The organism is Aeribacillus sp. FSL K6-1305, assembly GCF_038050115.1.
In the GTDB taxonomy this organism is placed as follows: Bacteria; Bacillota; Bacilli; order Bacillales; family Aeribacillaceae; genus Aeribacillus; species Aeribacillus composti.
This window is the reverse complement of the sequence record NZ_JBBOQV010000001.1, coordinates 1,406,701-1,426,139: the sequence shown is the minus strand read 5'-3', so window position 1 is coordinate 1,426,139 and position 19,439 is coordinate 1,406,701. Positions and strand designations below refer to the sequence as shown.

General features: G+C 36.9%; 24 protein-coding genes. 19 read left to right on the top strand and 5 right to left on the bottom strand.

The features are described 5' to 3' along the window. Nucleotides 1-22: 22 nt before the first annotated feature. Entirely contained in the window at nt 23-676 is a 654-nt protein-coding gene (gene phoU / locus NST97_RS06855; protein WP_063388079.1) for a phosphate signaling complex protein PhoU, read from the top strand. A 544-nt stretch (nt 677-1,220) separates the two neighbouring features. Here the strand turns inward: phoU and NST97_RS06850 are convergent. Both NST97_RS06850 and NST97_RS06845 read right to left on the bottom strand, forming a co-directional pair. Beyond that, nucleotides 1,221-1,781, bottom strand: a complete 561-nt coding sequence (locus NST97_RS06850; protein WP_339193063.1) for an endolytic transglycosylase MltG — start codon at nt 1,779-1,781, stop codon at nt 1,221-1,223. Beyond that, nucleotides 1,778-2,143: a DUF6115 domain-containing protein gene (locus NST97_RS06845; RefSeq protein WP_063388081.1), complete on the bottom strand. Its 366-nt coding sequence runs from the start codon at nt 2,141-2,143 to the stop codon at nt 1,778-1,780. The genes NST97_RS06850 and NST97_RS06845 overlap by 4 nt, the downstream gene beginning before the upstream one ends. Nucleotides 2,144-2,362: 219 nt before the next feature. On the opposite strand from NST97_RS06845, the gene rpmG reads away from it, so the two are divergent. From rpmG to NST97_RS06800, 9 genes are all read left to right on the top strand, one after another. Next, nucleotides 2,363-2,512, top strand: a complete 150-nt coding sequence (rpmG, locus tag NST97_RS06840) for a 50S ribosomal protein L33 (protein ID WP_063388082.1) — start codon at nt 2,363-2,365, stop codon at nt 2,510-2,512. 67 nt (nt 2,513-2,579) lie between these two features. Further along, nucleotides 2,580-3,149: a 5-formyltetrahydrofolate cyclo-ligase gene (locus NST97_RS06835; protein ID WP_063388083.1), complete on the top strand. Its 570-nt coding sequence runs from the start codon at nt 2,580-2,582 to the stop codon at nt 3,147-3,149. Further along, nucleotides 3,146-3,937, top strand: coding sequence for a DUF92 domain-containing protein (locus NST97_RS06830; protein WP_130156347.1), 792 nt, complete (start codon nt 3,146-3,148; stop codon nt 3,935-3,937). The genes NST97_RS06835 and NST97_RS06830 overlap by 4 nt, the downstream gene beginning before the upstream one ends. A gap of 310 nt (nt 3,938-4,247) precedes the next feature. After that, nucleotides 4,248-5,777, top strand: coding sequence for a rhomboid family intramembrane serine protease (locus tag NST97_RS06825; protein ID WP_341343064.1), 1,530 nt, complete (start codon nt 4,248-4,250; stop codon nt 5,775-5,777). A gap of 86 nt (nt 5,778-5,863) precedes the next feature. Further along, on the top strand, nt 5,864-6,094 hold the full coding sequence (locus NST97_RS06820; protein WP_339210110.1) for a YqgQ family protein: 231 nt from the start codon (nt 5,864-5,866) through the stop codon (nt 6,092-6,094). Then, entirely contained in the window at nt 6,084-7,052 is a 969-nt protein-coding gene (locus tag NST97_RS06815; protein WP_130156351.1) for an ROK family glucokinase, read from the top strand. The genes NST97_RS06820 and NST97_RS06815 overlap by 11 nt, the downstream gene beginning before the upstream one ends. Nucleotides 7,053-8,187: 1,135 nt before the next feature. Continuing rightward, nucleotides 8,188-10,098, top strand: coding sequence for an LTA synthase family protein (locus NST97_RS06810; protein WP_341343063.1), 1,911 nt, complete (start codon nt 8,188-8,190; stop codon nt 10,096-10,098). 109 nt (nt 10,099-10,207) lie between these two features. Further along, nucleotides 10,208-11,329 (top strand): M14 family metallopeptidase, encoded by a 1,122-nt coding sequence (locus tag NST97_RS06805; RefSeq protein ID WP_341343062.1) that lies wholly within the window; start codon nt 10,208-10,210, stop codon nt 11,327-11,329. Between the two features lie 57 nt (nt 11,330-11,386). Next, entirely contained in the window at nt 11,387-12,505 is a 1,119-nt protein-coding gene (locus tag NST97_RS06800) for a YqgU-like beta propeller domain-containing protein (protein ID WP_339210106.1), read from the top strand. 116 nt (nt 12,506-12,621) lie between these two features. Here the strand turns inward: NST97_RS06800 and NST97_RS06795 are convergent, their stop codons facing one another. Further along, a complete protein-coding gene (locus NST97_RS06795) occupies nt 12,622-12,795 on the bottom strand; it encodes a DUF2759 domain-containing protein (RefSeq protein ID WP_065095533.1) in 174 nt (57 codons plus the stop codon). Nucleotides 12,796-13,041: 246 nt separating this feature from the next. On the opposite strand from NST97_RS06795, the gene NST97_RS06790 reads away from it, so the two are divergent. Then, nucleotides 13,042-13,686, top strand: a complete 645-nt coding sequence (locus NST97_RS06790) for an MBL fold metallo-hydrolase (RefSeq protein WP_063388091.1) — start codon at nt 13,042-13,044, stop codon at nt 13,684-13,686. Between the two features lie 54 nt (nt 13,687-13,740). On the opposite strand, the gene NST97_RS06785 is transcribed toward NST97_RS06790, so the two are convergent. Further along, nucleotides 13,741-13,986, bottom strand: coding sequence for a DUF2626 domain-containing protein (locus tag NST97_RS06785; protein ID WP_063388092.1), 246 nt, complete (start codon nt 13,984-13,986; stop codon nt 13,741-13,743). A 316-nt stretch (nt 13,987-14,302) separates the two neighbouring features. On the opposite strand from NST97_RS06785, the gene comGA reads away from it, so the two are divergent. The 8 genes from comGA (at nt 14,303) to NST97_RS06745 (ending at nt 18,538) form a co-directional block, all read left to right on the top strand. Then, the gene (comGA, locus tag NST97_RS06780) at nt 14,303-15,370 is read left to right on the top strand and encodes a competence type IV pilus ATPase ComGA (RefSeq protein WP_130156359.1); all 1,068 of its coding nucleotides are present in this window, start codon (nt 14,303-14,305) and stop codon (nt 15,368-15,370) included. Further along, nucleotides 15,363-16,394, top strand: a complete 1,032-nt coding sequence (comGB, locus tag NST97_RS06775) for a competence type IV pilus assembly protein ComGB (RefSeq protein WP_341343061.1) — start codon at nt 15,363-15,365, stop codon at nt 16,392-16,394. The genes comGA and comGB overlap by 8 nt, the downstream gene beginning before the upstream one ends. A gap of 4 nt (nt 16,395-16,398) precedes the next feature. Then, a complete protein-coding gene (gene comGC / locus NST97_RS06770) occupies nt 16,399-16,710 on the top strand; it encodes a competence type IV pilus major pilin ComGC (protein ID WP_063388095.1) in 312 nt (103 codons plus the stop codon). Further along, nucleotides 16,679-17,140 carry a competence type IV pilus minor pilin ComGD gene (comGD, locus tag NST97_RS06765; RefSeq protein WP_158640149.1) on the top strand — a complete coding sequence of 154 codons (462 nt, stop codon included), beginning with the start codon at nt 16,679-16,681 and terminating at the stop codon, nt 17,138-17,140. The genes comGC and comGD overlap by 32 nt, the downstream gene beginning before the upstream one ends. Further along, nucleotides 17,124-17,450 (top strand): hypothetical protein, encoded by a 327-nt coding sequence (locus tag NST97_RS06760; protein WP_063388097.1) that lies wholly within the window; start codon nt 17,124-17,126, stop codon nt 17,448-17,450. The genes comGD and NST97_RS06760 overlap by 17 nt, the downstream gene beginning before the upstream one ends. Continuing rightward, nucleotides 17,380-17,871 (top strand): competence type IV pilus minor pilin ComGF, encoded by a 492-nt coding sequence (gene comGF / locus NST97_RS06755; RefSeq protein ID WP_133309105.1) that lies wholly within the window; start codon nt 17,380-17,382, stop codon nt 17,869-17,871. The genes NST97_RS06760 and comGF overlap by 71 nt, the downstream gene beginning before the upstream one ends. Continuing rightward, nucleotides 17,868-18,239: a competence type IV pilus minor pilin ComGG gene (gene comGG, locus NST97_RS06750; protein ID WP_066247591.1), complete on the top strand. Its 372-nt coding sequence runs from the start codon at nt 17,868-17,870 to the stop codon at nt 18,237-18,239. The genes comGF and comGG overlap by 4 nt, the downstream gene beginning before the upstream one ends. A gap of 119 nt (nt 18,240-18,358) precedes the next feature. Then, the gene (locus tag NST97_RS06745) at nt 18,359-18,538 is read left to right on the top strand and encodes a YqzE family protein (RefSeq protein ID WP_341343060.1); all 180 of its coding nucleotides are present in this window, start codon (nt 18,359-18,361) and stop codon (nt 18,536-18,538) included. Between the two features lie 90 nt (nt 18,539-18,628). On the opposite strand, the gene NST97_RS06740 is transcribed toward NST97_RS06745, so the two are convergent. Then, nucleotides 18,629-19,426 (bottom strand): YqhG family protein, encoded by a 798-nt coding sequence (locus NST97_RS06740; RefSeq protein ID WP_063388101.1) that lies wholly within the window; start codon nt 19,424-19,426, stop codon nt 18,629-18,631. Nucleotides 19,427-19,439 lie beyond the last annotated feature (13 nt).

Genomic DNA, 19,439 nt, shown 5'->3' with positions numbered 1-19,439 from the left:
GGTTCATGTTGGAGGAAAAAAAATGAGAGAAAAATTCGAACTTGACTTGAACACGTTACACACCAAGTTAATTGAAATCGGCAGTTTGACGGAAGTTGCATTAGGCAAATCAATCCGCGCATTAGAAAAGCAGGATATCGATTTGGCTATTGAAGTATTAGAGCAAGATGTGAATGTCGATCAGCTCGAAGAGGAAATTAATGACTTTGCAATTCTTTTAATTGCAAAGCAGCAGCCCGTTGCGATTGATCTAAGAAGAATCATTGTTTCCATTAAAATAGCTGCTGATATCGAACGAATGGCAGATAACGCAGTCAACATCGCAAAATCAGCAATTCGAATTGGAAATGAACCGCTTATAAAACCGCTTGAACAAATCACAAAAATGCACAAGCTGGCATCAGAAATGCTGTCTTTATCGCTGAAAGCTTACCATGAGGAAGATGTTGCATTAGCAAGAAAAATAGCCGAAATAGACGATGAAGTAGATGATTTATATGGTGAAGCAATTAAGGAGCTTTTGCAAATTATTCCTGAGAACTTAGAGTATATGAATCAAATTACCCAGCTCTCTCTTGTAGCAAGATTTATTGAACGTACTGCTGACCATGCGACGAATATCGCGGAAAATGTTTTATATTTAGTTAAAGGCCGCCATTATGCTTTAAATGATTAAAGGTTTGCCGTTTTCAGGCAAACCTTTTTTATATAAATAAAATCGCTATGTTATTCGTAAATGGTTCCGCGATACTAAAAAGCCCCTCCTAGTGCTAAAATAAATTTTGGTTCGCCGCCCAAATTTATCTAAATAGGAAGTGAACTTTTTATGTCTTTCGATTTAAATAGTTTATCGCATATAAAATGGAATTGTAAGTATTATATCGTGTCTATGTCTGAAATATAAGAGACAAGTGTTATGGAAAAATTTCGGGCAGAGCATAGGGCAATTTTGTGAAAGAAAAGGCATAAAATTTTGGTGGGCTTTTATAAGTACTATTGATTAAAAAAAGACAATTTAAAAGCCGAGAAAAGCACAAAATTGAGGCTGGGACAATGATCTTGGAATGACAATAATCAACACGGTCGGGAATGGGAGAAAAATGATAAGGGCAATCTTTTTGTGGTTCTGAACTTCACCATTTTGAGTTTTGAAAAACTTCCTTTTTTTACAAACGGCTGGTTTCAAACCTTATTTATAAAAAAACGGATCGCAGCCCCTTTTATCTTGTAAGGGCTTCTGCGATCTCGTAGTAGCTCATCCCTTTTTTTACTTCAAAAGTTCCAATTTGTACACGCTTATGATAATCGTGTTTAATTAAGTATTGATTAAATTTGGAGGCGGAATCAATAATGCCCGATTGTTCAAGTATTTTTGATACGTCGCTTGTCGTCATGCCTTCTTTAATATTTACTTTTACAGGTTTTACCTCAGTTTGTTGGTTATTGTTCTTTTGTTCTTGGTTTTGATTTTGTGCATTTTGGTTTTGTGCATTTTGGTTTTGTGCATTTTGATTTTGCTGCTTCTGCTGCTGTTCATTTTGTTGAGGTGTTTTATTCAGATTTTTTACTTTTGTATCTTTGTAAGAAAGAAATTCTTCATATTCTTTATTGGATACAGCAATTTTATTATTTTGAGCTAAATACTCGTTAACTGATTTGTCCGTCAACTCTTTTTCAGCCACAACCTTTTGATCATAGTTCCCTAAATAAAAAGTGAGGGTCAAAATTGAGGTGGAAACGATCATCCCTGCTGAGAATGCTTGTAAAATTCGTTTATTCATGATAGTTCCCTCTTATTTTGTTCGATTATTAGCTTTACTTCATCGGTTGTGGCATTTTCCGATTTTGCAATTTCAGCAATTGACATGCCTTGCTGATATTTTGATAAAATTTTGTTTTTCGTGTAATAATCAAAGTGTATAACGGACTGTGTGTCTTGCGAAACAGGCTTTGTGTTTGTTCCTTGCAGCAATTCTTCTTCCAATACCCTCATTTTCTTTTTCATTTTGTATATTTCTTGCATCGCAGAAACGGATAAATGCTCAACTTCTTGTTCCAACTCTTTTATATCGTCACGCTGAGTATAAGCAATTCCTAATAAAGCAATGCTGACAAGGAAAAGAATAATAATCACAATTTCCATGCATCTCACCTTCCATTAGTTGTCCCTTTATTGTTATATCATATATTTTAATAGAACAAAACGGCTTTTAACGAAATTTCATGTTAACTTAAAAAAAATGTAATTTGAAACGACTTGAAACTTTGTGTTCAAAAATAAACATAATGTAGATTTTACAATGCAAAAATGATATTATATAAAAGTCTGAATTTGAACATGAAATAGTTTGGAGGGAAAGATATGCGCGTAAATATTACTCTTGCTTGCACAGAATGCGGCGATAGAAATTATATCTCTACAAAAAATAAACGTACAAACACAGAACGCATCGAATTGAAAAAATATTGTCCAAGATGCAAAAGTCATGCTTTGCATCGTGAAACGAAGTAAAAGCAGTGGGAAGATATTTCCTGCTGTTTTTTTATTATAAAAAAGGTAAATGGGAGGAATTTTTAAGTTGGAAAAAAAATTTGAAATCAGAAATGAAGTGAAACGGATGTTAAAAAACATGGGGCATGAATTGCATGCGGACTGGTCAAACAAAATTGCTGAAACTCTTTTTGAAACAGACTATTGGCAGGAGGCGAATACCATTGGCCTTACAGTATCCAAAGGCTTCGAGGTCGATACAAAAAGTTTATTTTTTCGCTGCTGGCAGGAAAAGAAAAAAACAGCTGTGCCTAAATGCGACCCAAATATAAAAGAAATGGAGTTCAGGGAAATAAAATCGTTTGATCAATTAGAGAATGTTTATTTAGATTTACAGGAGCCGATCTTTGAGCAAACAACACTCATAACGCCAAAAGAAATTGACTTGCTCATCGTCCCTGGCATCTGCTTCGACCGGCGTGGGCACAGGATCGGATATGGCGGGGGTTATTTTGATCGTTATTTACATAAATACGCAAATGTAACTATTGCGCTTGCTTTTTCCTTTCAAATAGTTGAGGAAGTGCCGATTGAATCCCATGATATTCCGGTTGATATCATCATTACTGAAAAAGAATTGGTGGAGTGCAGGAAATGATCATTCCTTTATTGTTCATTATTTTTATTGCGACTATCGCTTATATTTCCTATAAGTCAAAAGCTTTGTCGATTTCTGGAGCAATAAGCTCCGTATTTGTCGGCGCTAGCATCTATTTTAGTTTTGGTTTTCCAGGGCTGGTCCCCCTTGGATTATTTTTTGCGTCATCAAGCATGATCAGTAAATGGAAGAAGGAACGAAAAGCGCAAATGGCATCAATTCTTGAAAAAGGGGAAAGACGCGACTATGTTCAAGTGCTGGCAAATGGCGGGATTCCAGTATTGATCAGCATTTTCAATATAGTGGATCATGATGACCGCAATTTTTGGTTCATTCTTTTAACCATTTCATTCGCTTGCGCCAACGCGGACACATGGGCTTCCGAAATTGGCAGCTTAAGCCGAATAAAACCGATTCTTTTATTTCCTCCAAAATTTGTCGAAAAAGGAACATCAGGTGCTGTTACCGTTCTCGGAACTTTTGCTTCCATCCTCGGTTCTTCGTTTGTTGCGCTGGGGAGTTCTTTTTTTATAAAAAATGATGCTCAAATTTTACCTTTCATTATATTATTTGGATTTATTGGAGCTTTGATTGACACGCTGTTCGGATGCTTTTTTCAACGAAAAAATAAATGTCTCGTCTGCCATGCTGAAACGGAAAAAAGAATACATTGCGGGGAATATACGGTAAAGACGAAAGGTTTTGTCTGGATGAATAATGACGCAGTCAATTTTTTATCAATTTTCATTGCAACAGTAATTGCGTATTTTATTTTGGATAAAAATTGAGCAAAAAGTTTATTTTAATTAATGGAGGGATTAAATTATGAAGCGATTAAAAAGAATTCTTCTAGTATTCGGCATTTTCTTCATATATTCAAATCGATACAAAATTATGAACGTATGCCTAAAAAGCAAATGGATGCGTGAGAAATTTATTCAACTGACAATGCAGATACCGCTAATTGGCAGGAAATTTCTCCAAGGTGCTTTTAAATAGGTGGAAATGGAAAGCTGAATCGTTTTTGATTCAGCTTTTTTCTTCAAACTGCCCTTCCACATTGGTATAATAAAGGAAAAACATGCGGAGAGATTTTAAATGGGGACTCAGCTAGATTTTATTTTTTGGAAAATTTTGCGAAGTCTTGTGGTGGAGCATAATTACAGGCTAATCAATATATCCGGCGATCATTCGGAGGTTTGGCTTGAGCCGTTTCGCAACAAATATTTTCAGCTTGTACGATTTGTCAGAAAAGATATTGACTGGGGAAATTGGATCTCTCAAGACATTGAACATACGGCGCATATTTTTGAAACGATCCGAAAACAATCTATGAGAAGGGACTTAAATATTCTTAACATTTATGTGACCACATTTCCTCCTGTTGATGATTGGGAATTTCGGATTAAAGAACCTTTTGCGCATGGGAAAACAGTCGTCAAAACAATGCTGCTGGATCAAGAGCATATAATGGAAAAAACAGGTGATTTGGAAGATGCTCTTTCGGTTTCGTTGAAAAAACTTGATTATGCAGCAGAAGAATCAAATTTTGAATCAGTTGAACGAATAAAAGAAGAAATATTTTCTTATATAAAAAGGCAGGAAAGGCTGGAACGCTCCTTTTTTGAAAATGGCAGGCCTTTCTTTACATATGTTTTTTTAACAGCACAAATTGTGATGTTTTTTCTTCTTGAATGGTACGGGGGAAGCACAAATTCTGATACTCTTATAAAATTTGGAGCGAAATACAATCCTGCCATTTACGATGGCGAATGGTGGAGATTTTTTTCACCAATTTTATTGCATATCGGTTTTTTGCATTTGATTATGAACTCTTTAGCCCTTTATTATATTGGAATGACTGTTGAAAAAATGTATGGTTCGATTCGATTTTTGCTTATATACTTGTTTGCCGGATTTACTGGTTCGCTTGCAAGCTTTGCTTTCAGCCCCTTTTTGTCCGCAGGTGCATCAGGTGCGATATTCGGCTTGTTCGGTGCGCTCTTGTTTTTAGGTGTGTTAAACCCTAAATTGTTTTTCCGTACAATAGGACCCAACATCTTGATTGTAGTTTTAATTAACTTAATGCTTGGCTGGGCGATTCCGAATGTGGACAACGCTGGTCATATAGGCGGTTTAATTGGCGGATTTCTGGCAGCTTTTGTTCTGCAGATTCCAAGGATGTCCAAATTTTTCACGAGAGCAGTGGGGCTTATTTTATCGATCATCTTCGTTTTCGGTCTTGGGTATTATGGATATGAAATAGCCCCTAAGCGCAATTCGGAAATGGCTTTAGCAAGGGCGCAGGCACTAATTGAGAACAAGGAGTTCCAAAAGGCTTCCGAAGTGCTTTCGGAAGCGAAGGAGCTTGATGATGCAAAAGTTGAAATCATCTATTTACTTGCTTATACGGAATATCGTTTGAACAATGTGGCAAGCTCAATTGAATATTTAAACAATGTATTGGAAAAAGATCCGACATTTCATCAAGCTTATTATGTACTTAGCCTAATATATGCGGAACAGAATGATGTTGTGAAAGCACAAGAAGCGATTGATAAGGCATTGAAGCTTGATCCGGGAAAAGCGGAATATCAGCAGCTAAAACAACAGCTTGACAATCTATAGCTCGATGACTTGTTCGGAAGTTTTCAAAAAAAGAACTTTAGCAATATGTGCAGCTTATCCGCATTTTTATTTAGAAGGTGATGTTTTTGAAAACGATTTACGACATACAACAGCTTTTAAAACGTTTCGGTACTATCATATACATCGGAGATCGTGTGGCTGATCTTGAATTAATGGAGGAGGAGGTGAAGCAGCTGTTTGAGTCGCAGCTGATTGACGCAAAAGAATTTGAAATGGCCATGCTATTGTTAAGACGAGAAATAATGATAGAAAAAGATAAGAGAAAAAGAGTAAAGGGTGAAAAATATGATCGATAATTGGCTAGTTGGTGTGGACTTAGGGGGAACTACGATAAAAATTGCATTTATCAATATAAATGGAGATATTATTGAAAAATGGGAAATCCCTACCGATAAATCAGGAAAAAATATTGTTAGTGATATTTCTCAATCTATATACGAAAAGTTGAAAGAACTTGGTGAATCGAAGCAAAAGCTGATTGGAATCGGCATGGGGGCGCCTGGCCCTGTCGATTTAACAGAGGGAATCATTTCTAGAACTGTCAATATTGGATGGGAAAATAATTATCCGCTTAAGAAAAATCTTGAAAAAGAAACTGGTTTGCAAGTAATCGTTGATAATGATGCCAACCTTGCAGCTCTTGGTGAAATGTGGAAAGGAGCGGGGAATGGAGAAAGGGATTTAATATGCGTCACACTCGGAACGGGAGTCGGCGGAGGAATCATTGCAAATGGAGAAATAATCCATGGGAAAAATAGCGCAGGCGGAGAAATCGGCCATATAACTTCCGTTTTGCATGGAGGTTTTCCGTGCAACTGCGGAAAAACGGGCTGCCTGGAAACGGTCGCCTCTGCAACTGGAATAGTTCGAATGGCTATAGCCAAAATGGAAGAGTTTAATGGGAGATCAACGCTGAATCGAGAATTGGAAAGAAAAGGATCGATCACTGCAAAAGATGTGTTTGATGCTGCGAAAAACGGCGATGAGATGGCATTGCAGGTTGTCGACGACATGACGATGCATCTTGGTCTTGCTCTTGCCAACTTGGCTACTGCTTTAAATCCTTCCAAAATTATCATTGGCGGTGGAGTATCAAAGGCTGGGGAATTTTTAATAAAAAGAGTTAAAAATGTTTTTCAACAGTTCGTTTTTCATGAAGCTTCCGCAGCAGATATTGCTCTTGCAACGCTTGGCAATGATGCAGGTGTAATTGGCGGCGCATGGCTGGTTAAAACGTACATACTTGAAAATTGAGAAAGACTAAAAAGGAATTGTCCGATAAGTCCCTAAAATGAAGTAAGTGGAGAAAAACAATGTGTTTCTCTCCACTTGCTTGTGCGCCCGGCATGGGTGTAATCTATAGGGTGAAAGTCCCGAGCTGCGAAGGCAGAAGTAGCAGTTAGCTTAACGCAAGGGTGTCCGTGGTGACGCGGAATCTGAAGGAAGCGAGCGGCAAACTTTGGGTCTCTCGGAACACGAACTTCATATGAGGCTAGGTATCACTGGGTGAGTTTGCAAGACAAAACAAAGCCCTTTCTGCCGAAGGTGATACAGAGTAAATGAAGCAGATGGATGGAAGGAAAGATTACACTCTTACCCGGGGAGGTCTGGCTGGCACGCCAAGTAACCTTGGTAACCTATCTAGTGATAGATAGCTGAACAGTCAGAAGTCAGCAGAGGTCATAGTATTAGTTGGTCTAGAACAACTAAGAAGGACCGAACAATTAAGAGAGAATAGCCCTTGGCATTCAGTGAGTCATGATGAACACAGAAAACGTAGTACCTCACTTGAGGGAGGAAGCGGTGAATCCCGTGGGAGATCTCTTGGAGGGTGGAGTGACCACTGGCATAAAGAGAACAGCTATTCACGGAAGTTATAAAGACTTGCGTCAATTATCTTAATTGAACCGCCGTATACGGAACCGTACGTACGGTGGTGTGAGAGGACGGGAGTTAATCGCTCCCTCCTACTCGATTTATATTTGTTCGATTTTCATCTGAAAGTAGCTGGCGGATGCCGGCTCCTTTCAGTATGTGTGCGCTAAAGCCACAATCCCAAACTCGACATGTACCTTGTCGAGGTCCAGCAAAGAAAATCTGATAGCGCTTTTAAAAAAGGCGCTATTTTTTTGGCAGCCAAATTTGGATTATAACAAATTCTGTTTATATGAAACTTTTTTAATTTTTGTCCGTCTAAACATAATAGGTACTGAGATAAAATAATATATAAAAAGCTAGCATCTTATTGTAAATATATTGTAAAAAAACATTGATTTTTTTTGGAAGAAGTATTAAGATAATCTTTAGTTATTCACTAAGATGCCTAAAAAATGGAAAAAAACACTTAAGTGTAGAAATGCGCAGGTCCACCGTTTGAGGAGGTAAAAAAATGCGTAAAAGCACATTTTCAAAAATTTCTTTTTTGTTATTAGCGACATTTTTTATGTGGATTAAAACGTACATTGTCTACAAAACTAGCTTTGATATAAAAATAGAAAATTTCAAGCAAGAGATTATTTTATTCATCAATCCGCTGAGCTTTTTGCTGTTTGTTTTTGGTATTGGATTATTTATGAAAGACAAAAACCGGAATCGCTGGGTGACCGGTGCCAGCATTGTGATGACCTTTCTCTTATTAGCTAATGTTGTTTTTTATCGGTTTTATAACGACTTTTTGACTATTCCCGTGCTCTTCCAAGCTAGCAATATGGGAGATTTGGGAAGCAGCATAACCGAGCTGATTCAACCTGTCGATATATTAATGTTTGTTGATATAGCCATTTTAATTTGGCTTTCACGGAGACCTGTTTTCCGCAAACAGGAAAAATTAATGCGCAAAGAAAAAACAGCATATTATTTAATGGTTGCAGCTGTGTTTTTCTTTAATCTTGGATTGGCTGAAACAGAGCGTCCGCAGCTTTTAACAAGAACGTTTGACAGGGAGATGCTCGTCAAAAATATTGGTGTATACAATTTTCATATTTACGATTCTTTGCTGCAGTCCAAAACGTCTGCACAACGTGCGTTAGCTGACAGCAATAACTTGGTCGAAATTCAAAATTATTTAAATGCGAACAAAAAAGAACCTAGTAAAGAAATGAATGGAATTGCAAAAGGTAGAAATGTCATTATCGTCTCTATGGAGTCGTTCCAAAACTTTGTTATCAATCAGAAATTGAACGGACAAGAAATTACTCCGTTTTTAAATGATTTTATTAAACAAAGCTACTATTTTGATAATTTTTACCATCAAACAGGACAAGGCAAAACGTCAGATTCAGAATTTTTATTGGAAAATTCTTTGTATCCGTTGGGAAGAGGCTCAGTCTTCTTTACAAATGCGAACAATGAGTACAATGCAACTCCGGAAATTTTAAAGGATTACGGTTATTACACAGCTGTATTTCATGCAAATAACCGCACATTCTGGAATCGCGATGTGATGTATAATTCTCTTGGATACGACCGTTTCTTTGATGTCAGAGATTATAATGTGACGGAAGAAAATTCGGTAGGATGGGGATTGAAGGATATTGACTTCTTTAAGCAGTCGGTACAATTATTGAAAAATGTTCCTCAGCCTTTTTATACGAAATATATTACATTAACGAACCATTTTCCGTTTGAGTTGGGTGAAGAAGATAAATTGATTGATGAATTTGATTCTGAAGATGGAGTCGTGAATCGCTATTTTACGACGGTTCGTTATACAGATGAAGCCTTGAAAGTGTTCATCGAAGATCTAAAAAAAGCTGGACTATATGAAAATTCAATTATTATATTGTACGGCGACCATTACGGTATTTCCGAAAACCATAACAAAGCGATGGCACAATTTTTAGGAAAAGAGGAAATTACGCCGCTTGATACGATTCAGCTGCAAAAAGTTCCGTTAATTATCCATATTCCAGGGGTTACCGATAAAAATCCGAAAGTGTTCCATCAAGTCGCCGGGCAAATTGACTTGAAGCCAACTATTTTAAACCTGCTAGGCATTGATACGAAAAACGATATCGAATTTGGTACAGATATTTTTTCAAAAGACCGTATTCCGTTTGCTGTGTTAAGGGACGGCAGCTTTATTACGGATCAATATGTGTATACAAGAGGAATATGCTATGACAAATCAACAGGCGAAGCTGTTGAGGATAAAAATGCATGTGAACCATATATGGAAAAAGCGAAAAATGAGCTTGATTATTCGGATGAAATTATTTATGGTGACCTGCTGCGGTTTTTTGACAAAGAGGATGAACCATCTCCGAATTCAACCGAGCAGCAAGCTGCAAAAAAACAGTAAAAGGCTCTGGCCATTAGGTCAGAGCTTTTTTATACGTTTTATTAATGAAACATGATGTCGTTCATATAATATGTTATGTACTGAATAAAAAGGGGAGAGGGGTTTTTTTATGGAAATCTGTATGAATGAAACAGCGGATTTGGAGCACTTGGGAAAAAAATATCAACTTTCAAAACGATTGTTGTTGGATTCAAATCCCTTCTTCGAAAACGAAAAAATCTTTAAAGGGGAAAAAATCGTCATTCCCGGATGGGGTTTCGTACAAAATAATCCGTTTCATCCTTCACCAAGCTTGACTAAAAATACATACAATGCTGTCCCAATTTCATGGCCTGTAATTGATCCAAAACGGCCCTATCATTTTTTTGCTTTGACAAGCGATATTGCGGTGTTAAAAAAAAATTACCCATTTATTAAAGAGAGGATTATCGGCCGCAGTGTTCTAGGGAATCCTTTAGTTGAACTTCTTATCGGTTCCGGAACGAAAAAAGTTCATATGAACGGTTCGTTTCATGCAAATGAGTGGATTACGACAGCCATTATGATGAAATGGCTCAATGAGTATGTTCGGAAACTTATTTTAAACGAATCGATTAATGGAATTTCTGTAAGACAGCTTTATGAGCAGATAACTTTATCGTTTGTTCCGATGGTGAATCCGGATGGAGTGAATCTTGTTTTAGCAGCCGAATCGTTTGATCCTCAAGTGAAAGAACAGGCCGTCAAGTTAAATAATAACTGTGAAGATTTTTCCGATTGGAAAGCAAATATTCGCGGCGTTGATCTGAACAATCAATTTCCTGCCTTTTGGGAAATTGAAAAAGAAAGAAAAAGCCCAAAATCCCCGGCTCCTCGTGATTATCCAGGTGATTATCCTCTCTCAGAGCCGGAAGCAATTGCTATGAGTGAACTAGTCAAGCAGTCTCAATTTGATCTCATCGTAGCCTTCCACACACAAGGAGAAGAAATATATTGGGGGTATTTAAATTATGAACCAGAGGAGTCGGAAGAAATCGTAAAAGAGTATGAGTTGTTAAGCGGATATAAAGGAATCCGAATGATTGATAGTCATGCCGGCTTTCGCGATTGGTTTATTAAAGAATACAGAAAGCCGGGATTTACCGTTGAATTAGGCAGAGGAAGGAACCCTTTGCCGCTTGACCAATTTGATGAAATTTATCGGAAAGCAAAGGGAATATTTTGGGCGTCGCTATATTTGCTGTGCAAATAATTTTTTTTTTAAAATTCGTAAATTATAAGTGAAAATTGGATGAGAAGGATGAGGGTGATGAGGGCAGCATTTTTTTTCGTCATGTGCTTTCCGATTCTCTTTTTGTCGTCTTGTGAATTTCATCAGCTAACGGATGAAAAGAAACAAGTGACAAAAGAGAAAAAAATGGAAACCGAGTTTGATAACTTTAAAGCAGAACAGAATCTTTTAGAGAACATTCAACCGATTGAAGCAGAGGAAAATACCTTTCAAAATATTACTGGATGGTTTCATGAAACGGCTGTGCTTTACATTAAAAATCTTGAAGACCGTTCGGAAGTTATTTGTCACGATCTTCAAAGCGGAAAAGATGAACTATTTTTTCAGACAAAGCATCCGATTATTCAAACAGTGCCCAATGATCGCCGAACAATTTTTCTCATTCATTCAAGCCATGAAACCAATCAAGCCATCCTGACATTTGTAAACACCGAAGGAGAGGAATTATTTCATTGGGAAATCAATGCGTTTGAACTTCAATACACATGGAATCCCTATAATGAAAACGAGCTGATGGTTACAGCATTTGCTGAAGATTGGTCATATAAGACTTATTTGCTTGATTTGAAAGAGAAAAAAGTTGTGGATAGTCCCTATCAAATACCTTTTTTTCAATGGACAGATGAAGATCGCATTACATATGTAAAATGGAATAACGATGAGCCTGAGTTAAGCGCTCCGCTTTATGAAGCAAACTTAATGAAACATCACGAAAAAAAAATCGCTGATCATGTCATCGGAAATGGAAATTTTTCATCGATTGTCATGTATTTGCAGGAAAATCAACAGGAAAAAGGATTCGGTCAATATGTTTTTATAAATTCTTCATCAAAAAAAGTGTTGTCTACATTTCGTGTCCCTTTGGCTTCCGATTACTCTCAATGGATTTTTCCCTACTATGACTTCAATGCTCAAAATCAGCAGTTTTATACATTTGTGCCCGTTGCCAAATCCCAGGACGGTTCCTTTGAACTGCAGAGATTTAACCTTATCACTAAGAAAAAAGAAACCATCTTCAAAAACGTGACAAACGATCCTATCCTCATTTCGCCATCCGGTCATTATGCTTTGTATGGGCCGAGATTGGAAAAAATCATGGATTTAAGTAAGGAAAAGATTCAGGAGATTGTAAAATAAACAGGAGTGAAAGCATCTTTTTTGGCAATATGAAGCGGAGGTTAAAAGACGGGTGTGTGACAACGGAATGTTTATTTATTCATAAAAAAAAGAATGGCCCCGCCATTCTTTCTTTTTTAGTGTGGCACTGGTATACCGTGGTGAACAATCGTTTTATAGGTAAACCATCCAAAAACAGCGACTGTTCCAAGCGCAAACAAAATTCCCAATATGTTTTTTTGTTTTAAAGAACGGAAAATAGCATAGATACCAAGCAAAGTTACTAAAGTAAAGATAATGACAGTACCCATTGTATAGCCCCCAATCTTTTATACGTTGAAGTGCGGCAAATATCTTCCCCTTCATATTTTAATCTCTTTTACTAGATTTGTCGAGGTAGGAACGGTACGTTTGCATAAAATGACTATGTCAATTTTATGAACGGTATGTCCTGCACATTTTAGGTTTGGCCAAAAATTTTCTAACTATTCCTTTTGCGCCAAAAAAGAATGTTTTGTATGATGGAAATGGAAAAGAAATTGACCTGAGGTGAGAGCATGAAATGGATGAGAATCCCGCTCGGATTGCTGCAAACAAATGCGTATATTTTAACAAATGACAAAAATGAGTGTATTTTATTTGATCCAGGCGATGAAGGAGAAAAGCTAATTGAAGTATTGCGCAAACATCAGTTGACTCCCCTTGCCATTTTGTTGACACATGCACATTTTGATCACATCGGAGCGATTGATGATGTTCGAAAAGTTTGGAATATTCCAGTATATGTCCACGAAAAAGAACAAAAATGGCTTGGCGATCCTTCTTTAAATGGATCTGGTCATTTTATGAATGGAAAAAATGTAACGGTAGAGGAAGCGGACGAAATCATTCGGGAAGAAGGAAGCTTGACAATTGGTTCTTTCCAGTTCTCTTTATTTGAAACACCGGGGCATTCTCCTGGAAGCATCTCCTACTATTTAGAAGAAGCAAATGCTGTTTTTTCAGGCGACGTATTATTTAAAGGAAGCATTGGCCGTACGGATTTGCTTGGAGGGAATCATGAAGAACTGCTGAAAAGCATTCATGAAAAACTGCTAGTGCTGCCGGAAGAAACCATTGTGTTGCCTGGCCACGGTTCAGAAACAACCATTATAGAAGAAATGGAAACAAATCCTTTTTTAAATGGATTTTCGCTTTCGTAAAAATTGAAGAAGGTCAAAAAACAGGCAATTCCATTGCGGAATTGCCTGTTTTTATTAATGGCCGCCTTGTCCAGGGACCATCATAAACGTCGTCCAATATGTAAACCCGACGAAGAAAATGGTCAAATATGCTCCGAAAATATAAATATACATTCGTTCAGTTAATTTTAAATAAGATAGTAAAACAAAAAATCCAGTTTGACCAAAGAAAAGTAAAGACGTCGTCTTCATATCGCCTAAATAAAACATAATAGCAAAAATACCTGTCCAAAAACCGAGTACACGGAACATGCGATCCATTGTGTTTCCCTCCTTTTCCCTCAATCGGTCGCTTTTTATATTATAATGTACAGCTTGATACATTGTAAATATACCGTTTCCAATTGTTATTGTATCCACTTTGTTTTCAAACATGTTGTAAAAAAATGTTCAAAAATTATGAGTTTATAGCAAAAAATTGTTTTCTAAACAGTCTTTGCAAACAATTGTTATTTTTCGGTTATGTTCAATTAAATTTTGCAAAAGGAAAGGGAAAAGAAAAATCCATTATCTACGTTCGCATTTTTCTCTTCAATTCGTTAAGATGAATCCTAAGAAAAGAAAGGGGGGATATGGAATGATTGAAATTGAAAAGCTTAGCGAAAAACTGATTGAACTGGCGTGTTCATTTAGTGCCTCAGACATCCATATTGTTCCGAAAAAGAAAAAAGCAGTTATTCAATTTCGAATTGACGATGACATCAAAGAAATATTTCATCTGCCAAAAGCTATTTGTGAACGCTTAATTTCTCATTTTAAATTTATGGCCCAAATGGATATTGGCGAAAAAAGGCGTCCGCAAAACGGTGCTTACTCCTTCCATACGATTTACGGAGAGGTGCATCTTCGTTTATCGACATTGCCTACAGTATTTGATGAAAGTCTAGTCATCCGAATATTGCTAGAGCAATCGATTCAAACGCCTGAAAAACTTTCATTGTTCCCGTCAGAATCCAAAAAAATGCTTTCATTTTTAAAGCATTCTCACGGTCTCCTGATCCTTACCGGTCCGACCGGTTCGGGAAAAACGACCACTCTTTATTCGCTTCTCCATTATGCAAAAAAACATTTTAAAAGAAACATCATCACACTTGAAGATCCTGTGGAAACGAAAAGCGATGAAATGCTTCAAGTGCAGATCAATGAAAAAGCTGGAATTACGTATGCAAATGGGTTAAAAGCAATATTAAGACATGATCCGGATGTGATTATGGTCGGTGAAATTCGGGATCATGAGACAGCAAGGATTGCGGTCCGGGCTGGGCTTAGCGGACATTTAGTACTGACCACCATGCATACGCGGGATGCAAAGGGAGCTATTTACCGATTATTAGAATTTGGTGTAACCTTTTCCGAAATTGAGCAAACTTTGATCGCTGTTGCTGCGCAGCGTCTCGTTCATTTAATATGCCCGTTTTGCAAAGGGAATTGCCCGCCTTATTGCAAAAAATTAAAGGAAATTAGGAGAATTGGGGTCTATGAACTTCTTTACGGCAAAAATTTAACCGCCGCTATTCGGGAAGCAAAAGGAGAGGAGCAGAGTGAGTTAGATTATATGAAGTTAAAAGATGTAATTAAAAAAGGAATCGCTCTTGGATATTTATATCCGGACATATATGATCGTTGGGTGTTCGAATATGAATAGGCATCGATGGAACAAAAAGATGCAGGCACAATTTTTGAAGAAAGTGAGTGAGCTGCTTTCAGAAGGGTATGCATTAAATGAAGCTATTCGCTTTATGAGTTTTCATGTAAAAGAAAAATACCGACAAGATATTGAGGCTTGTATACAGATGTTGACAAAAGGAGATTCACTATACACGGCTTTTGAGAAGCTTGGATTTCATCGAGATGTACTAAGCTATCTTTTCTTTGCTGAAAAGCATGGTGATATACATTTTGCTTTAAAAGAAAGCTCAGTAATGCTGGAAAAACAACTCCTCCATTTGGAAAAATTTATTCAAGTTCTCCGCTATCCGCTCTTTTTAATTGCTCTTCTTTTAATTATTTTATTTGTCATCCAAGCAGTTGTTACCCCGCAATTTTCGTATATGTATGAAGCAGTTGATTTGAACGCCTCCTTCTTTCTGACATTTGTCATGTTTACCATTCAAGGCATTAAAACGTTTTTTTTCATTTTGTTTAGTTTCTTATTGCTCCTTTTTTTCTATTATTGGGTCTCTTTCAAAAAAAAGCCTCCACTTGAAAAACAGAAGCTGCTTATGAAAATTCCGATCGTGTCAAAAGGTTTGCGGTTATTTCACAGCTACTATTTTTCTTTGCAAATGAGCAATTTGTTGAAGGGAGGATTGTCCGTTTTTGAATGCTTTACTCTGTTTAAAGAACAACATTTTCTCCATTTTTATAGGGAAGAGGCCAATCTGTTTATCGAGAAATTAAAGAAAGGAGAATCGCTAGAGATCATATTTGCTGAAAGTCCATTTTTTGAACAGGAACTTTCCTCTGTTGTTCAACATGGACAAGCCGTCGGTCAATTGTCTAAAGAGTTGTATATGTACAGCCGGTTCGTATTGGAGCGGATGGAACAAAAAATAATGAGAATCATTAGTTATATTCAGCCGGTCGTTTTTCTGATGATCGGGGTCTTCGTATTGATCATTTATTTATCGATTTTGCTTCCAATGTACCAAATGATGGGTCAAGTATAGGAGGATGAAAATAGTGAAAAATGAACATGGATTTACATTAGTGGAAATGCTGGTTGTACTGTTAGTGATCTCGATTTTGCTTATTATAACGATTCCGAATGTTATGGCTCATAATAAAAATATTCAAAATAAAGGGTGCGAAGGTTTAATTGATATGGTGCAGGGTCAAGTCGTCGCATATGAAATGGAGTTTCATCAAACACCAACAATTAATGATTTAATCACTAAAGGGTACTTGCCGAATAATTCTGGAAAATGTCCAAATGGTGATGAGATTGAAATTGATGCAAATGGAAACGTCATTAAGAGCAACTAGGCAAAGTGGTTTTACTGTTCTGGAGATGCTTCTTGTTCTTTCGATCTTTTTATTGATCAGCTCTTTTATATGGATTGGAGCAGTAAATATTTACAGAGAAAAAGTCATCGATCAATTTTTCGTTCAACTGGAAAAAGATTTGCTATATGTACAACAGCACGCATTCGTTAATAAAGAAAAAATTTATTTGTTTTGGTATCCTGACAAACATTACTACGAAGCTGAACGATCCGGCTTTAAAGGGGAACTGTTTGAAAGAGCATACGATCAAAACATAAAAGTCGAATCAGGAAACATAAAATTTCCAATCGAGTACTCTCCTTCCGGCTATTTTTATCAAGCTGGAACAATCTTCATTTCGTATGATAAAAAAACGTACAAAATCATTTTTAATTTAGGGAGAGGAAGGTTCCGTGTGGAAAAATTATAGCGGATATACGATCACAGAAATATTAATAGCATTTTCCATATGGTGTTTGCTTTCGCTGACGCTGGTCCCTGTGTCAACAGCCTTATTGAAACAGCAAAAAGAAGCAGCAGCATCTGTGCTGGCTTATCAACTGCTCAAAGAAGAACTTGAACGTTTTGTATTTGAAAAGAAAAAAACAAATGGCCAAGTTGAGCGGCAAGGGATGATGTTCGAACTGGTGTGGGGAAAGGAGGGGCAATTTGCTGAATTATGTGTTCTTTCGGATGAAAATGCAGAACAAAAGGTTTGCGGCTACATTTATGAACAATAAAGGATATACGGCAGCAAACATGCTGATAGCCTTTCTAGCGACAACCATCATCATCTCTTCCTTTGCACCCATGCTCTCATTTTTTCTCAAATTGAATACGAGACAGCAAGATTTACATCCAAGCGAGTGGAATTTATTTCTAATTGAGCTTCATCGTGAAATCAAAACATCTCAACAAATAATGGTGAAGCAAAATGTTTTACAATATAAAAATCAAAAAGGAGAAGTAGTCACACTCAGTCAATATAATGATTTGCTGCGCTATCAGGTTGACGGAAAAGGACATGTTATTGTGCTGCGCGGTGTTCAAGCCGCTCATTTTATTCCAATAACACATGGTGTGAAAATTGAAATCACAAGCTTAGAAGGTAAGCGGTTTGAAGGAACCATTCGCGATGTGAAAGGAGTGATTCCTGATTGAAAAATGAAGATGGTCATATTTTTCCGATGACGATCGGCATATTTCTGCTTTGCATAATGATTCTTACCGCATATGCTTCCTCATATATACAAGAGCAAAGATTTCGGCATGATGCGAAAGAGTTTTATTTGCAGGAAACGTTAATGCTTGCCGGTGTTCAATATTCGCTGAAAAAAGCTGACTATTCTGATACCCAGGAAATACTTGAACTCCCAAATGGAACCATTTCGTATAAACGAACGAAAAAAGAAAAAGGAATCGTCAATATTTCCATTACATGCAAGACGTTAAAAGGAACGGAGTATACGGCAAACTTTCATTATGATTTGAACAATCAACAGATTATGAGCTGGAATGAATATTCATAGCTTTCATCGTTCAGCGCCTTATCAAAGCTTCAACCAATCGTTTATTTGCCAGAATGTCTGTTTAAATGAACAGAGTTTAGGAAATAATATAAAAAAATTTTATTTCGAGGTGCCCGCTTATGTCTGGTAATGATTATGTGAAATATGTAACCGAACAGTTTGTAAAGTTTATCGACACCCCAAAAGAAACAAGGAAACAAAAGCGTGAGGAACGGAAAAAAGATCGTCTTCCATTATCAATGAGATGGTTTGGATTTTTGCCGATGGCGTTTTTAATTTTGATCAAGAAAAAGAAATAAAGGAAAAGGAGCCGTTTACCAGCTCCTTTTTTATTGAAAAGTGATGAGATCATTCAATTTCGAGCGTATTTTCTGCGTCTTGATTTTATTTTAATGAATTATAGAATCCGATGATAAATAAAAAATTCCTCCATTGTGGACTTCTATTTCAATGCGCGGTTCATACAGCTCTTGAATCGCCTTCTTTTCTGTCCAATAAACAGAAGGTTTTTCATCTAGATCTTCATAAAAATGCTCCAACAATGCTAAATCGGCATTCATTCGTTCTCTCGCTTCTTCCGCCCACCGATGGTCATCTTCTTCAATTTTTTTTATCACGTAATGCTTCAATCGAGTTAATCCGCTTTTTGGTGTAATTAATGGCGTAATGGTAAAACAAAAATCAGGAATTTTCGGTGTCAAATGAATTTTTTCTAGCTGCTCCTGAAAATTTTCAACAATCCTTCCATTGATTAAATGCAGTCCTAATGAATAAGTTTGATCCTTCTTTTTGTCACAAATATACGAAATCGTTACATTCATCCCAATCCAAGGGTGCAGCGGCACGTTTGCTTTGGAAGCTGCTGTCTGTTCATATAACCGAATATAAGAAGACATTTTCTTCGTTGCCGCAAAAATTTGGTGCAGTCTCGGCGATCCGAAATGAATCCATTCACCTTTTACATCTTCCGGAGCCTCCTTTGAATCCGTGATGAAAGTAAGTTTCATCGGATTTGGAGTTCCGCCGGTTTTTTCTAAATAATGCCAGTAAAAAGGCCGATTCATTAATTCTTTATCCATTTCAACAGTTAATTGAACGGTAAAATATCCGTTTTTTTCTTCAATAATTGGACAATTGGTCGCCTGAAAAAAGCGTTTTAAAAATGTGGAAATTTGAGCCTGCTGCATCATTCCGCCTCCT